The organism is Sphingomonas sp. SKA58 (genome assembly GCF_000153545.1).
Lineage (GTDB): Bacteria > Pseudomonadota > Alphaproteobacteria > Sphingomonadales > Sphingomonadaceae > Sphingobium > Sphingobium soli.
Map to the genome: position 1 here is coordinate 55,989 of NZ_AAQG01000020.1, position 12,214 is coordinate 68,202.

The following is a 12,214-nucleotide window of genomic DNA, read 5'->3' on the forward strand; positions in this document are numbered from 1 at the left end:
AGGGCCAGCAATTCGCGCAACCTGCACGACAGCGTCCATCCTTTGTCGGCTGCCCGGTGATCGTCTTGTGCCGATTTTGTCGCCGGATGAACGAGATTATCGCGAGGCATCCATCCGGTGTTGTGATCAAGATGGACGAGAGGGTGAGAATTGGGCATGAAATTGCGAGGAACATACTTCGCCTGGAACCGGGCGCGTGGAACGAGAGGAATTCGAATGGATGGGCAGGTTGATGAGGTTTTGAGCAATTTGCTGGCTCATGATGCGCTTCTCGCGTGCGACAGCCGGGAAGATCTGGAGCTGATTCTGCTGCACAAGATCCCGGAGGCTTTGTGGGCCAAGGCCGAGGAATGGAGCGCGGAGCAGGACATGACCGTCGGTGAGGCGATCGGCGCCAAGCACGATACAACGAAGCGCGATGGACTGGGCGCGGATATGCTTGCCGTCATCGATGACGCGCAAAGAAGGCGCCAGCGGACTGCGTATATCGAACTGGCGCGCCTGAAAGCCTGCCCGGGTACGTCATATCTTTTGGAGAAGGTCGGCGCGTAAACCCGGCGCGTCGGCGTCGAGCGCAGTCCGAGGCGCAGGCGCACGGATGTGCGACAGCGAGGACAAGGGAGCGTCGCCGCGCGAGCTGGTCCGCGACGACGCGGACCGGCAGCGGCCGGTTGAGGCCGCTTGATGGCCACGCGAGCGCGCGCCGAAGCCCATAGCGGCAAAGCCGCCAGGGCGAGGCATTGGCGCGCGGGTCTTAGGTGTTGTGCGAACAAAAAAGGGGGCCGAAGCCCCCGGTGTCAGATGAAGCCGTCTTCGACGATCTCGAGCTGGTAGCGGTTGCCGCCGGCGTCTTCGCAATCCAGCTTTAGGTAGCGCGGGCCGGACAAGCGTATGCCGGCGATATTGACGGCATGGACCTTGGTGACTTCCGGGTCCTTGGTGTGCGCGACAGTCAGCATTTCGTCGTGGTTGAAATCGGTATTCGACATAAGATCCTCCGTGGGTGGTCATCATCGTGATGACCGGGAGGTCGGGTCATGTCGCGCGAGGGGGTCAAGCACGGCCGTGTGCGGCCGCCTGCGGGCGCCGGGGGAGCCGTTTTGCCGTGTGCGGCAAAATGGGGGGACCGGCGATGCTTGAGGCCTGAAGCATCGGCATGACAGCATGGGTGCTCAGAGAGAGAGGGAAGGAAGGGGCTTGCTCGATCGCGTCCGAGCCTGTCGAGGGACTGCGCGATCGTCGCACAGGGCGCGGTCTTTCGGGCAGCGCAGCTGCGAGAAAGACCGCGCCAGGCCCGGGTCATGGTTGCGCGAGAGACGATCCCTGAGCCGTCGCAAGACGGTGGCGCAGCGCGCCAGGGCGTTCGGACGCAGGACGAACCCCTAGCGTGCGAGCATGGGCCGGGTTGCCGGTTCGATGCGCCAAGCGAAGCGGGTGATCGTCACCCGAATGGGCGGAAACCCGGCTTTGACGGGGTTCCGTGAGCTTGGGCCGCAGGCGTCCCGAGAGGGGCGCGTCCGGCCTTAGCGAGTAGAGCACGGTGCCCGGGTTCCATCGGAAGCCGGGCAGGCGCCATCGTCTTGTGGACCAAACTGTATATTGTTGGCATTCTAAGCTCACGGAATTGGTCGTTTGTAAGTTCAAGCATGAGCGAGTGGAGGACGTCGTGGGTCGGATATCTAAAAAGACGTTATCGGAGAAAGACTGTCGAAGTGAAGTCTTGAAGCGGCTGCTGAACCATGATGCTTTATCGGCCTGTGAGACGCGCGACGATTTAGAATTGATCGCGCGAATGAGCATTCCCGATGAACTGTGGGAGCAGATTGAAGGATGGAGTGCGGAAAGAAGTTGCGGTTGTGGTGAGGCGCTCTGGCGTGTTTATGACGAATTGCAGAGAGCGCATCTGTTAGAAATGGTCACTCCCAAGCTTGATGCGATTGTTCTGGACAAGGACGGGAAGTGGCGGGCTGACGCAGATCAGCGTATGGATTTGGTGCTGGAACTGGCCGCAGCGGAGAACCCGGAGCGGATGGCAATGTTCAACGCGGTTGTTGCACCGGCGATCCGGTCATTGCCCGTCGATGAGAATGGCAAGCTGAGCGCGGATGGGTTTCAGGGTTATTTGGCCGGGCTCGATACGATCAGGTTGACTAAGGCGTTTCGGGCGCTTGCTGAGGTCAGGTCTTTCAGTGGGCGCACCGGCGCGACGACACTATAGAGAGGCTGGGACGCGCCGGTTTCGAGCGCAGTCCGAGGCGTAGGCGCACGGATGTGCGACAGCGAGGACAAGTGAGGGCCGGCGCGCGAGCTGGACCGCGACGACGCGGTCCGGCAGCGGCCGATCAGGTCGCTCTGGCCACGCGAGCGCGCTCCAAAGTGCATAGCGACAGAGCCGCCAGGGCGAAGCGGGCGCGCGGGTGGTTAGGCGTCTAGGGCGAACCAGTTGTCGGCGTAGCGCCATGCGAGGACAGGTTCTCCGGAATCGTGGACGCTTGCCGATCCGAGCATTCGCCATGGCGAGTTTGGCCGGTATGATGGCTGATAGCGGGCGGTGATGACTTCGTAGGTTGGTGAGGTGTACCCGGTCCTCCGGATGGCGATGACCGGCGTTTCTGATATGGGGAGGCCTTCGGTAACCAAAGTGAATTGGCTGGCGAGGCGGGTGGCGATGTCGGCCAAGGCGTCAAGCGATGCTCGGGCGATTTCGGGGGCGACGGCCATGTAGGATGCCGTTTTGTCGCGGTAGATCTCATTGAGGCGTTGGATGTCGGTTTCCGTGAACATTGGGGATCTCCTTTCGGGAGTGTGACGGGTCAGTGGACCGACCCGTCGTTGGCGAGGATGGTTTCGAGGCTGGTGAGCTGATGCTCCGTGGCGACGACGGACCAGGCTGCGGCGAGCTCGTGGTAGTATTCGTAGTCCGTGATCGTCTCGGCGCTGGCCTCGAGGAGGTATTCTTCCTCGTAGGAGCGGGCGTGTGCGGCGTCGGCGGCATTGCCGATCGCGTTGTTGAGGTGGGCGGCGATCTCGTAGTGGTCGAGGTTCGCGGCGGTTGCCCGGATGCGGTTGAGGAGGTGCGGGTTGGTGATACCGATGCCGTTGGCGATACCCGCGACATCTTCGAATTGGTGAAGAGCGTTCATTGCTTGTCTCCTGAAGCGAAGCGGGCGGCCCGGAGGCCGCCCGTCGTGGGTCAGAGGAATTCGACCTCGTCGGCGACGATCTCGGCCTTCTCGTGGGTGTCGCCGCCCTTCTCGTAGGTCGAGTAGCGGAGTTCCCCGCGGATATAGAGCCGTTCGCCCTTCTTCTTGTGGTTCGCGACCGCTTTCGCCAGACCGCCGAAGACCTTGATGTTGTGCCATTGGTCGTAGGTTTCGTTGTAGCCGTTGGCGTCCTTGACCGGCTTGTTGTCGACGAGCTTGGTCTTGCTGGTGACGAAGCGGAAGTAGCAGCCGCCGTTGTTGCCGTTGCCGAAAGTGCCGATGTCTGAGCCGATGCGGCCAGTGAGGTGAACGGTGTTGCTCATGATATTGACCTCCAGTGGTGCCAGCGGGACCGTCCCGCCGGGATGAAATTGACTGGAGGCCGTGCATGAGGGCGCCGCGCACTGACCGACGCGCCGCCAAGGCGGCGCCAAAGGGAGGGGAACCTCAATTTTTCGAGTGGTGCGGAAGACGGCCGTAGGCCTCTTCACGGTCGATAAATTGGGGTTGTGCGGGGTCCGCACGGTCGTAGGTTTCATCCCTCTCAGCGGGCGTCCTGTTGGCGCTGCGGTGGTGCTGGTGTCGTGGCACTTGTTCGCCGTGGTCGTCGTCGGGGGGTCTGATGTCGGTTTCTGGTGACGTTTCGGTCTGTCCAGGTCCGCATGACTTGCAGGCTGTGCGTTATCGACTTCGCCCGGTTTGGCGGTTCGGCGTCCAGATCCGCCGATCGATGTCAGCACGGTGGCGGTTGCCGAAGTGACGTTGCGACCGAAGCTGGTGGCCGGGTTTACTGCGGGAGTTTGGGTTGACCTGTGAAGGCGGCTGTCCCTGAAGGGGAATCAGAGCGCGGGCGCGTAGCCGTCGCGCGACGGGTGGTTTCGGGGCTGCGTCTCGGATTGGGGCGCGTTGCGCTCGCCGGGGAAGTGGCGTGGATCGCGCGGCGTTGGCCAAACGCCGTATTTGAGGCCGGGTGCGTTGCTGGACTGAGCAGCTGTGAGTTGTCGTGCGACCGTAGCGAGCAGTGTCGCTTTGGCTCTCATCCGGGAGCGGGGGACCAGATGCCGGGGCGGCGCTCGATATATCCGGCATCGGTGAGAAGCGTTTCGACCTGGCGCTCTCCGACGTTATAGGGCCGCTGGCGGTCAGCCGGGACATCGGTGATGAAGGTTGCCCGTGCAGCGATCGCCAGTTGGAGCTCGTCACTGTCGGGATTGAGCCTGCCGGGCCGGGCACCTTCGGCCGAGACGAAAACGATGTCCGTGCAGCTATAGGTTCCGCAATTGGCGAGGTCGGGACCAATGGCGCGGCGGTAGGCGTCGGTCGAGCTTCGCGGGCTTCCTCGGCCGATGAACTTGGTTGCGTGCCGCGCCTTGATGATATCCTTGCCGGTGTAGCGGTTTCGTCCTGTGCAGCGTGTGATGTCGAGCATGTCGTCCTCCAGTTTGATGGTCATCTGTCTCGATGACGGCAACAGCGGATCATGCCGGGAGACGAGGTCATGGACGCCACAGGCGCTCGGCGCGGGGTTCCTGCCGATTTTTGGTCTTACGACGCCGACAGGCGCCGAAAATCGGCAGGGGACCGCGATCCTTGACGTCGGTCGATTCTGGCATGGTAGCGCGGGCGGTCAGCGTGAACGGCGGTCGCGATGGTCTCGCGCGCGAGGCGAGTCTGGTCCGGGCCGGCTATACGCTCGGCGAAGTGCTGCAGCTGATCTCGTGGTCGGGGGGCGCAGGCGCCCTCGGTAGGACCCGAAAGGTCGTTTCGAGGGCGGCGAGCAAGCGCCGCAGGCAATCAATGCCTTGGCGAAGAGGTAGCGTGTGCGGGTGGTGCCCGCAGTCAGGTCAGATGGTGCCAGGCCAGATAGGCGAAGCCAATGACCGCACCTATTGCGAGGCACATCGTCACATAGTCGAAGGCGCTCTTCGGAGTTGGCATTTTCGGCGGTATCGGTCCCATGGTCGTCTCCCGGTGTTGCGTTTTCATGGTTTTAGGATGGACGTGTCGGGGGCGGAAGGGACGTCGACCTGGTGGGGAGACTGATGGGCGTCTAGTCTCGTTCGACGGGCTCAGCATTCGCGGCAAGTGCGCGGATTTTCGCCGTGAAGCCGGGTGTGAGGCGGCCCATGATGTAGCCTGTCGCGAGAGGCCTGATGTCATATCCGGGCCAGCGGAACGCATTGAATTCGGAGACCACGACCGAGGAGTTGAGCGAGAGGCCGCAGGCCCGAGCGACCTCGTGAGGGATGGGAACCGAGCCCTTTAGGGGGTCCCCTTTGGTTGTGACTGCAAGGACGTGGACGCGGTTGGTGGGGATATGTGCGTCGAGCACGATAACAGGCCGTTCCTTGACACCTTCGTCGCGGCCTGCGGCGGCTTCTTCGCGGAACAGGTAGACGAAGTTGAGGATGTGGCCAATGCGCAGCTGGTCAATCGTTCCAGGTGTCATTGGCGATTTCCTCGGGCGTGGGCTGGGTCGCGAGGATGCGCTGGCGCAGATCGTCAGGCATGTCGGCCGAAGCGACGGCCTGAATGTCCATTGCCCGCAGGATATTTCCGCGGGCGATGGCCTCGAGGCGTTCCAGGTAGTTGCTGTCGACGATCGCCTGCAGCTTGCGGCCGTGCTTGGTCAGGATGATCGGACTGCGCATGGCCTCGTCCAGATATTCGCCGGTCGCGTTGTGGAAGCGGGTGAGAGGAACGCGCTTGCGCTCCACGGCGTGGGGTTCGGACATGCTGTGTCTCCGGCTCTGAGGTCGAGACAATATAGCGATATTGGGCATAATGGCAACTTTCGTTCGCTGGATGTTCAGGCGGCGCGCTGACCGGGATGTGTCCAGACCGGCAGTTGCGAAGCGAAGCGCGGATGGACGATGGCGTAGAGCGAAGCGCCGCCATTGGACAGGTCGCGCAGCCGCTCCCAATGGATCTTGCCGAGAATCTCGGTCGTCGGGTCGAGCAGCCAGTCGGCGGCTTCGCGTCCGAAGAGGTCGCGGACGAGCGACTCGATGCCCTCTGGGAGCTCGTCGGCGAAGACGTCGCGAGGGCGTGGATCCGTGCAATGCCGGCGCACGTTCATTCCGAGCAGCTGCTGGATGCCGGCGACGTCGTTGTGAATTGGGGTCAAGTCGATCTCGATCGTGGGACCATAGCTTGGCTTGGCCTTGCATCGGTGGGTCAGCACCAGGGACCAGGTGCCCCAGTAGGCCGAGTAGTGAAATCGCGCGCGGCGGTGCTGGTGGGCGGGATCGAACGAGTGGTTGGTGGCTTGGCGCATCTTGTCCTCCTGAGGTTAGTCCGCTTTGGAAGGCCCTCTCTCCTCTGAGCGCGCGCAGCGGCGCTCAATCGTCGACGACGACGAATGCCGGAGGCGTGAAGTCGGCGAGGCGGACAAGCTCGTGTACGGCGTCGAGTGACGTGATCGCCTTGAGTTCGGCGATCGACACGAACGGATGTTCGGAGTCGGAGGCGCCGTAGGTAGAAATGGCGGTGCCGTCGCCGCGGTAGATGACGATTTCGGGATCGTAAGCGCCGTAGCACGCTCCGGACCATCGCCAGTAAGGAAGCACGTTAGCCACGCAGAAGGCTTCGAGTTCCTCCGGGCAACCGCCAGGGAGGCTGCGGCCGAAGAGGTCGAGTGTGCCGCCGTTTTGCAGGTGCGAGGGCTGGAAGGCGTATCCGTCCCATTCCGTCGCAAGGCGGTATTCGGCGATGTGGGCGCATATCGTCTCGAATTGTTGTGTGGAGACGGTGCCCCCGATAGTGATGTGAGTGTCCGAGCGGTCGGCCATGAGGATGCTCCTGAGTGCGATGCTGATCGTTGGGATTGTCATTCGTAGACGGGGCGCTGTTCCGGGAAGAATGGCGGCGCCCGGTGGGCATAGACGCGTGCGGAGAAGCGCGATCCGTCATAGAGGACGCTCGAGACGTCGGGTCGTCTTGCCTGCAGGCGGTCGAGCAATCGATCGAGCCGGTTGGCAACGGCATTCGCAGAGGCTTCGCTGGGGCACGCGCGAACTATGCGTTCGAGTTCGCCGCAGTCATAATACCAGGAACCCTCTTCGGGCCCGCCGTAGGCGCGGTCGACGCGGTAGAGTGCAACGAGGTAGGCCATTGGAGATCTCCGGTTTGCGCGCTGTGCATTCGCTGCGCCTACTCGGGCTGCTCCCCCTTTCCTCTCGTCATTGGGTCTCGATTATGGCGCGGCGGGCGGCATAGCCGCCTCGCCAGGCGCTTTCAGTCATCGAAGAGCCGGCGAAGCAGGTTCTTCATGTGGTCTTGCGCAGGTCCGTCGCGGGTCGAGATGCTCGCCGCCTGGTCAGCCTTCATGGCAGCTTCCTGTTCGGCGGGGATCGAGCCAAACGGTGTGATGATCTGTTTCAGAGCATCCATCGTAATGGGTCGATCGAGGTCCGCGCCCTCATGGACAATGAGGTGCGTTTCGCCCTCAAGGCGTGGGTGCTTCACATGCACCTGAATGAAGAATGTCTTCAGAGGTCTGTCCCATCCCACCACGATTTCGCAGACTCGCGGATCGGTGATGAGTTCGGAGGGGATGTTGTATCGGCTCATGGCGTGTCCTTAGCGTCTCAGGTGTCCGGTGCAAAAAAAGAGCGGTCCGACCAGGGGGGATGGTCGGACCGCCAAGGTTGGGGGCTTCGTTAGGCGGTGACGAGCTCGCCGGTTTCGCTGGCGAACGGGTCGGCCTGCGCTTCAGCGGGAGCCTGCTTGCGCTGGCGCTTCGGCTTGGCCTCCGTCCCGGTGGTCTCGAAGGCGTCGCCGGCGGGGAAGTCCTCCGTGCGCGGAGCGAAGCCGTCGTCGGCCTGGGCCGCGGGTGCTTCTTCGAACGGGTTGGCGGCGCGTGCCTTCGGGCGGGACCAGGCGACGTTCAACGTGTCATCCGGCTGCGGGAAGACAGCCACCGAGAGCGGCTCGGGGAAGTGGGGATCGTCGAGCTGGCCTTGCAGGAACGACCCGGTGCCGTTGTTCGCCATCTTTTCCCAGAGGGCGCCGACCTGGACGAACCGGCCTGCGGAGTTGCGGGCGAGCACGTCGAACTTGGGCGCGGCAGGGTTCGTCGAGGTGACCGGACGCAGGCCGATGTTGAGGCTGAGCGCGAAAGTCTCGATGCGGCCCATGAAGATGCCACGTGCGTCGCGCTTGAGGTTACCGATGTTCATTGCCTTAGCTTCCTTGGCTTCGGCTCCGTCTTGCTGCTCGGGAGCCAGTTGGAGATGCGTCTCAGGCCCTCGCCCTCGACACATTTCTCCTTCCCCCTCCCCTCTTTGAGGTCCGTCGGTGCGGGTTCGCGCGCCGTGTGTTCGGGCCAGTGACCTCGCCTCGTGCCCATGAAAAACCCGATCCCTTGTGGGGGCCGGGCTCGGCGGGTTTGGTCTTGTCGGTCGGTTTAGATCATGGACTGGATCTGCGTTCGATCGCCCGCATGAGCGTGGTGCTGATCGTGAAGACGATGAACATCCCGAAGGTGGTCAAGAGCATCAGTCGATTGGGGTGGATGGCAAGAGCGGCCAGTGTCGCCATTGCTGCATAGGATACGAAGCGGAGCCATTTCGCTTCGAAGACCAGGAAGGCCAGAGGTGCGCCAATCAACATCGATGATGCCACATAGACGTTCGTCAGCCATTCCTCGTCGGTTCGCGGGAGCTGGTGATCGCCGATCAGGGCTGCCGTGGTGGTGAGAAGGGCTATGCCGGTGGTGAAGACAGCGGCGAGGATGGGGTGCTTCATGGAACGATCCTTCAGATTGCATCGAGATCCGCAATGACGGCCGCCACGTGGATCGCGGGGACGATCCAGTACGCGTACTTTTCGCTTTTGCCTGTCATCGTCTCGTTGAACCGGGCACGCCCGTCGGCAATGTCCTTAAAGGTCCGCGCGATTGGCGCAGAGCGGAAGTATTTCACTTGCAAGTCACCGCTATCGTACTCGTGGAGATAGACGTGACCAAGTGAAGTAAGAAGGACTTCCGGGATTGCCGACTGTGACATGCTTCTGCCTCCAGTCCGCAAGGTAAGCGAGGCGTTGTGCCAGATCAATGCGGACTGTGTTCGGGCGGTGCGTGCTATTGTGCGTCGACGGGACAAAGTCGGTCGAGCATCTCATCGATCGGGTAATCGAGTGCACGGGCCAGGTGGATCGCCTCGATGACCTGTTCGCTCGTGATCGGGAACGTCGTCATCAGGTCGCTGATGGTGCGGTGGTCGGCTGAAACGAAGGAAAGAAGTTTCCCGTATTCGAGTGTTACGGCAACCGGCCAGGCGTAAGCCAGGCCAACGATTTTTTCCGGCAAGATGAGGAGGAGATCCCCGGTTTTGATCGCGTCGTCGGTCTGGCAGGCGTCGTAGGCGTTGCCGGAGGTCTCGAACGAGTGGATGCGCGTCGGGATGAACGCGAAGCGTTCGGAATCGGTGAGCATGGCGTAGGCCTTTCGTGAGGTTGGTACGAAAAAAGGCGACCCGGTGACCGGGCCGCCTTTTCCGGAGGAGCGGGTTAGGCGTCGACGAGCTCGTTCGCAGGCGCGAAGGCGTCGTTCGCCGGCGAGTCGTCGGTACGCGGTTCGAAGCCGTCGTCGGCGCCTGCCGGCGCAGCTTCCTCGAACGGGTTGGCGGCGCGCTTCTTTGGGCGGGACCACACCACGTTGAGCGATTCGTCCTGCTGGGGGAAGACCGCGATCGCGAGCGCGTCGGGGAAGCTCGGGTCGTTGAGCTGACCCTGGAGGAACGAGCCAGTGCCGTTGTTCGCCATCTTCTCCCAGAGGGCGCCGATCTGGACGAACCTGCCAGCGCAGTTGCGCGCGAGCACGTCGAACTTGGGAGCGGAGGGATTCGTCGAGTTGACCGGACGAAGGCCGATGTTGAGATCCAACGCGAAGGTCTCGATGCGACCCATGAAAATGCCACGTGCGTCGCGCTTGAGGCTACCGATGTTCATTGCCTTAGTATCCTTGGCTGAGGCTCCGTCTTGCTGCTCGGGAGCCTGTGTTGAGGTGCGTCTCAGGCCCTCGCCTTCGACAAATTCCTCCTTCCCCCTCCCCCTCTCGGAACACCGTCCCCGCGGCCTTGCGCGCCGTATGTCTGGGGCATTGAGGGTGCGGCACGCGGGTATGCGGGGCCCATTGAACGGGGCGCGACACGGGTTTTTGCGAAGCTGAGGGCAAAAAAATGCCCCGGAGGACGAAGTCCCCGGGGCGGGTATTGACGTTTGATTGGCGGTGGTTCGGGCTATGCTGGTGCTGCGCTATGCTTCTATCGGTTGAGCGGCGTGGGATTCCCGAAAGTGCATCCCGGCGCTGTCCAAATGGGCAAATGCGTTGAAATGGTCGAGATATTCCCGGCTATTCACCGGAGCGCCGGGCGAAAAGGGTGCGCAGATCTGGTCGCGGAGCAGAACCGTATCGCCGTGGTGGAACCACCTTGAAACCGTCGCTCGATACGCAGTGTCGGTAGATGCGCGGCCCGTGATCTTCGCCCACAATTCGTGCGCATGGTCTTTTAGAGTGGCGCGAAACGTCTCAAAGGCGCTGCGGTCGATTTCCTCGGCGAGTGCGTCGTGATCCAGATTGGTGCGATCGCTCGGCAGTTCGATCGAGTTCGCCCGGTTCATTTCGACCCAGTCGCAGTAGCCGAGGTGCGTATCGTTGTTTGCGACGTCGTATCGCCAGTCCGATTTGGGAAAATCGTCTTGATCTTCCAGCGGGTCGTGGATCGGTGTGTGCGAGCGTGTGTAGGATCTGGTTGTCTCGTGTTCGTCGTCCCCGAAGGCGTCGACGAGATATCCGGTGACCTCCTGGCCGGGTTCTTCGGCATGGATCCAGTGTGGCAGACCTACACGCTCGGCATCCGCTTCGTCCGATCCTGACGTATAAAGGTGTTCCGCGGGGACGGGGTGGTTGTGTGCAAGATAGTCGTCGGCGGCTTTCATTGCGGATTGATGGTCGGTCGCTTCGACGGCGACTTTCACCCGAATGACATCGTAGCGGTGAACGAAGAATTTGCGCATCATGGACTTGCTTTCTGGTTATGGGGACGGGTCGCTCGCGGGGGTTGAGGCGTATTCACTGTAGCGCGACGATTACGGAGTCCGGTCGGCGTCAATTATGATGGCCGATAGGTGGCCGCGCCGGTTGGTGAATTCTGGCTACCATTTGCTGTTGCGGGGAGCAACCGTCGAGCGACAATTACGACGCTGGGTAATTGTCGCTGACGCTGGCCGGAAGCGAGGGTCTGAAGCGCATGGGATGGTTGGCATGTAATTGCCGCTGGCGACAATTACCCGTTGCCTCAGCAAGGGTGCTCCCGAGCGCGAAGCCAGCGACAATTATGATGGCCGGTCCGGGGCGCCATTCGGCGGGTCGTAATCGCCGGCGTTGATACGGGCGACGGCGGAACGTTTGCGGTAGCTTTCGCCGTTCATCTCGATGATGATCGAGTGGTGCACGAGGCGGTCGATCGCGGCGACAGTCATAGCGGGATCAGGGAAGACGTTGTCCCATGCCGAAAATGGCTGGTTGGCGGTAATGGCGAGCGAGTGGCGTTCGTAGCGGTGGGCGATGAGCTCGAACAAGGCGCTGGTCTCGACCTGGTCCTTGCGGACGTAGGACAGATCGTCGAGCACGATGAGATCGAACTTGTCGAGCTTGTCGAGCATGGCGGGTAGGCTGAGGTCGCGGCGCGCGGACTGGAGCTTCTGGACCATGTCGGTGGTGGAGCAGAACAGGACGCGCCGCCCCGTGTCGATGAGGGCATGACCAATGGCAGCAACTGCGTGCGTCTTGCCGGTCCCGCTCTGGCCGAACAGCAGCAGGTTGCCGCCGCTCTCGATCCAGTCGTCACCGGCGGCGAGGGACAAGAGGTGCGGTTTGCGGATGCCGGGGGCTGCGTCGAAATCGAAGGTGGCGAAGGTCTTGCCTGCGGGCAAGCCGGACTGGTCGCGATGGCGCTGGATGCGCCGGGAGGAGCGATCGGCCATCTCGATCTCGAGAAGCGAGGCCA

At 62.3% G+C, this 12,214-nt stretch carries 20 protein-coding genes; 2 read left to right on the forward strand and 18 right to left on the reverse strand.

All coding sequences use genetic code 11. From position 1 onward, the window contains the following. Positions 1-150: 150 nt before the first annotated feature. Positions 151-552 (forward strand): hypothetical protein, encoded by a 402-nt coding sequence (locus tag SKA58_RS00275; protein ID WP_198005913.1) that lies wholly within the window; start codon positions 151-153, stop codon positions 550-552. Positions 553-797: 245 nt separating this feature from the next. On the opposite strand, the gene SKA58_RS00280 is transcribed toward SKA58_RS00275, so the two are convergent. Continuing rightward, positions 798-989, reverse strand: a complete 192-nt coding sequence (locus tag SKA58_RS00280; protein WP_009820324.1) for a hypothetical protein — start codon at positions 987-989, stop codon at positions 798-800. Positions 990-1,720: 731 nt separating this feature from the next. Here SKA58_RS00280 and SKA58_RS00285 point away from each other — a divergent pair. After that, the gene (locus tag SKA58_RS00285) at positions 1,721-2,218 is read left to right on the forward strand and encodes a hypothetical protein (RefSeq protein WP_156784115.1); all 498 of its coding nucleotides are present in this window, start codon (positions 1,721-1,723) and stop codon (positions 2,216-2,218) included. A 203-nt stretch (positions 2,219-2,421) separates the two neighbouring features. On the opposite strand, the gene SKA58_RS19075 is transcribed toward SKA58_RS00285, so the two are convergent. The 17 genes from SKA58_RS19075 to istB all read right to left on the reverse strand — a co-directional run. Continuing rightward, positions 2,422-2,784, reverse strand: a complete 363-nt coding sequence (locus tag SKA58_RS19075; RefSeq protein WP_009820326.1) for a hypothetical protein — start codon at positions 2,782-2,784, stop codon at positions 2,422-2,424. Between the two features lie 29 nt (positions 2,785-2,813). Continuing rightward, the gene (locus tag SKA58_RS00295) at positions 2,814-3,143 is read right to left on the reverse strand and encodes a hypothetical protein (RefSeq protein ID WP_009820327.1); all 330 of its coding nucleotides are present in this window, start codon (positions 3,141-3,143) and stop codon (positions 2,814-2,816) included. A gap of 50 nt (positions 3,144-3,193) precedes the next feature. Further along, positions 3,194-3,526 (reverse strand): single-stranded DNA-binding protein, encoded by a 333-nt coding sequence (locus SKA58_RS00300; protein ID WP_009820328.1) that lies wholly within the window; start codon positions 3,524-3,526, stop codon positions 3,194-3,196. A 713-nt stretch (positions 3,527-4,239) separates the two neighbouring features. Continuing rightward, positions 4,240-4,656: a hypothetical protein gene (locus tag SKA58_RS00310; protein WP_009820330.1), complete on the reverse strand. Its 417-nt coding sequence runs from the start codon at positions 4,654-4,656 to the stop codon at positions 4,240-4,242. Positions 4,657-5,253: 597 nt separating this feature from the next. Continuing rightward, positions 5,254-5,652, reverse strand: a complete 399-nt coding sequence (locus SKA58_RS00315) for a hypothetical protein (RefSeq protein WP_009820332.1) — start codon at positions 5,650-5,652, stop codon at positions 5,254-5,256. Next, the gene (locus tag SKA58_RS00320) at positions 5,633-5,938 is read right to left on the reverse strand and encodes a type II toxin-antitoxin system prevent-host-death family antitoxin (RefSeq protein ID WP_009820333.1); all 306 of its coding nucleotides are present in this window, start codon (positions 5,936-5,938) and stop codon (positions 5,633-5,635) included. Before SKA58_RS00320 ends, SKA58_RS00315 begins: the two co-directional genes overlap by 20 nt. 74 nt (positions 5,939-6,012) lie before the next feature. After that, complete coding sequence (locus SKA58_RS00325; protein WP_009820334.1) at positions 6,013-6,480, reverse strand: hypothetical protein; 468 nt, start codon at positions 6,478-6,480, stop codon at positions 6,013-6,015. A gap of 64 nt (positions 6,481-6,544) precedes the next feature. Then, positions 6,545-6,994 carry a hypothetical protein gene (locus SKA58_RS00330; RefSeq protein WP_037541920.1) on the reverse strand — a complete coding sequence of 150 codons (450 nt, stop codon included), beginning with the start codon at positions 6,992-6,994 and terminating at the stop codon, positions 6,545-6,547. Positions 6,995-7,032: 38 nt separating this feature from the next. Beyond that, positions 7,033-7,317, reverse strand: coding sequence for a hypothetical protein (locus tag SKA58_RS00335; RefSeq protein ID WP_009820336.1), 285 nt, complete (start codon positions 7,315-7,317; stop codon positions 7,033-7,035). A gap of 122 nt (positions 7,318-7,439) precedes the next feature. Continuing rightward, complete coding sequence (locus SKA58_RS00340) at positions 7,440-7,775, reverse strand: hypothetical protein (protein WP_009820337.1); 336 nt, start codon at positions 7,773-7,775, stop codon at positions 7,440-7,442. An 89-nt stretch (positions 7,776-7,864) separates the two neighbouring features. Further along, the gene (locus tag SKA58_RS00345) at positions 7,865-8,383 is read right to left on the reverse strand and encodes a DUF736 domain-containing protein (RefSeq protein WP_009820338.1); all 519 of its coding nucleotides are present in this window, start codon (positions 8,381-8,383) and stop codon (positions 7,865-7,867) included. Between the two features lie 232 nt (positions 8,384-8,615). After that, positions 8,616-8,951: a hypothetical protein gene (locus SKA58_RS00350; protein ID WP_009820339.1), complete on the reverse strand. Its 336-nt coding sequence runs from the start codon at positions 8,949-8,951 to the stop codon at positions 8,616-8,618. A gap of 11 nt (positions 8,952-8,962) precedes the next feature. Next, positions 8,963-9,211: a hypothetical protein gene (locus SKA58_RS00355; RefSeq protein ID WP_009820340.1), complete on the reverse strand. Its 249-nt coding sequence runs from the start codon at positions 9,209-9,211 to the stop codon at positions 8,963-8,965. A gap of 74 nt (positions 9,212-9,285) precedes the next feature. Continuing rightward, on the reverse strand, positions 9,286-9,639 hold the full coding sequence (locus SKA58_RS00360) for a hypothetical protein (protein ID WP_009820341.1): 354 nt from the start codon (positions 9,637-9,639) through the stop codon (positions 9,286-9,288). A gap of 74 nt (positions 9,640-9,713) precedes the next feature. After that, positions 9,714-10,154 (reverse strand): DUF736 domain-containing protein, encoded by a 441-nt coding sequence (locus tag SKA58_RS00365; protein WP_009820342.1) that lies wholly within the window; start codon positions 10,152-10,154, stop codon positions 9,714-9,716. 306 nt (positions 10,155-10,460) lie between these two features. Next, positions 10,461-11,225, reverse strand: a complete 765-nt coding sequence (locus SKA58_RS19985) for a hypothetical protein (RefSeq protein ID WP_009820343.1) — start codon at positions 11,223-11,225, stop codon at positions 10,461-10,463. A gap of 315 nt (positions 11,226-11,540) precedes the next feature. Next, on the reverse strand, positions 11,541-12,214 hold a 674-nt coding region (istB, locus tag SKA58_RS00375), incomplete at its 5' end, for an IS21-like element helper ATPase IstB (protein ID WP_009820344.1).

What these genes read in the sequence shown, in the direction of transcription:
- SKA58_RS00280 (WP_009820324.1), bottom strand. Translation starts at nt 989, where the DNA reads ATGTCGAATACCGATTTCAACCACGACGAAATGCTGACTGTCGCGCAC.
- SKA58_RS19075 (WP_009820326.1), bottom strand. Translation starts at nt 2,784, where the DNA reads ATGTTCACGGAAACCGACATCCAACGCCTCAATGAGATCTACCGCGAC.
- SKA58_RS00295 (WP_009820327.1), bottom strand. Translation starts at nt 3,143, where the DNA reads ATGAACGCTCTTCACCAATTCGAAGATGTCGCGGGTATCGCCAACGGC.
- SKA58_RS00300 (WP_009820328.1), bottom strand. Translation starts at nt 3,526, where the DNA reads ATGAGCAACACCGTTCACCTCACTGGCCGCATCGGCTCAGACATCGGC.
- SKA58_RS00310 (WP_009820330.1), bottom strand. Translation starts at nt 4,656, where the DNA reads ATGACCATCAAACTGGAGGACGACATGCTCGACATCACACGCTGCACA.
- SKA58_RS00315 (WP_009820332.1), bottom strand. Translation starts at nt 5,652, where the DNA reads ATGACACCTGGAACGATTGACCAGCTGCGCATTGGCCACATCCTCAAC.
- SKA58_RS00320 (WP_009820333.1), bottom strand. Translation starts at nt 5,938, where the DNA reads ATGTCCGAACCCCACGCCGTGGAGCGCAAGCGCGTTCCTCTCACCCGC.
- SKA58_RS00325 (WP_009820334.1), bottom strand. Translation starts at nt 6,480, where the DNA reads ATGCGCCAAGCCACCAACCACTCGTTCGATCCCGCCCACCAGCACCGC.
- SKA58_RS00330 (WP_037541920.1), bottom strand. Translation starts at nt 6,994, where the DNA reads ATGGCCGACCGCTCGGACACTCACATCACTATCGGGGGCACCGTCTCC.
- SKA58_RS00335 (WP_009820336.1), bottom strand. Translation starts at nt 7,317, where the DNA reads ATGGCCTACCTCGTTGCACTCTACCGCGTCGACCGCGCCTACGGCGGG.
- SKA58_RS00340 (WP_009820337.1), bottom strand. Translation starts at nt 7,775, where the DNA reads ATGAGCCGATACAACATCCCCTCCGAACTCATCACCGATCCGCGAGTC.
- SKA58_RS00345 (WP_009820338.1), bottom strand. Translation starts at nt 8,383, where the DNA reads ATGAACATCGGTAACCTCAAGCGCGACGCACGTGGCATCTTCATGGGC.
- SKA58_RS00350 (WP_009820339.1), bottom strand. Translation starts at nt 8,951, where the DNA reads ATGAAGCACCCCATCCTCGCCGCTGTCTTCACCACCGGCATAGCCCTT.
- SKA58_RS00355 (WP_009820340.1), bottom strand. Translation starts at nt 9,211, where the DNA reads ATGTCACAGTCGGCAATCCCGGAAGTCCTTCTTACTTCACTTGGTCAC.
- SKA58_RS00360 (WP_009820341.1), bottom strand. Translation starts at nt 9,639, where the DNA reads ATGCTCACCGATTCCGAACGCTTCGCGTTCATCCCGACGCGCATCCAC.
- SKA58_RS00365 (WP_009820342.1), bottom strand. Translation starts at nt 10,154, where the DNA reads ATGAACATCGGTAGCCTCAAGCGCGACGCACGTGGCATTTTCATGGGT.
- SKA58_RS19985 (WP_009820343.1), bottom strand. Translation starts at nt 11,225, where the DNA reads ATGATGCGCAAATTCTTCGTTCACCGCTACGATGTCATTCGGGTGAAA.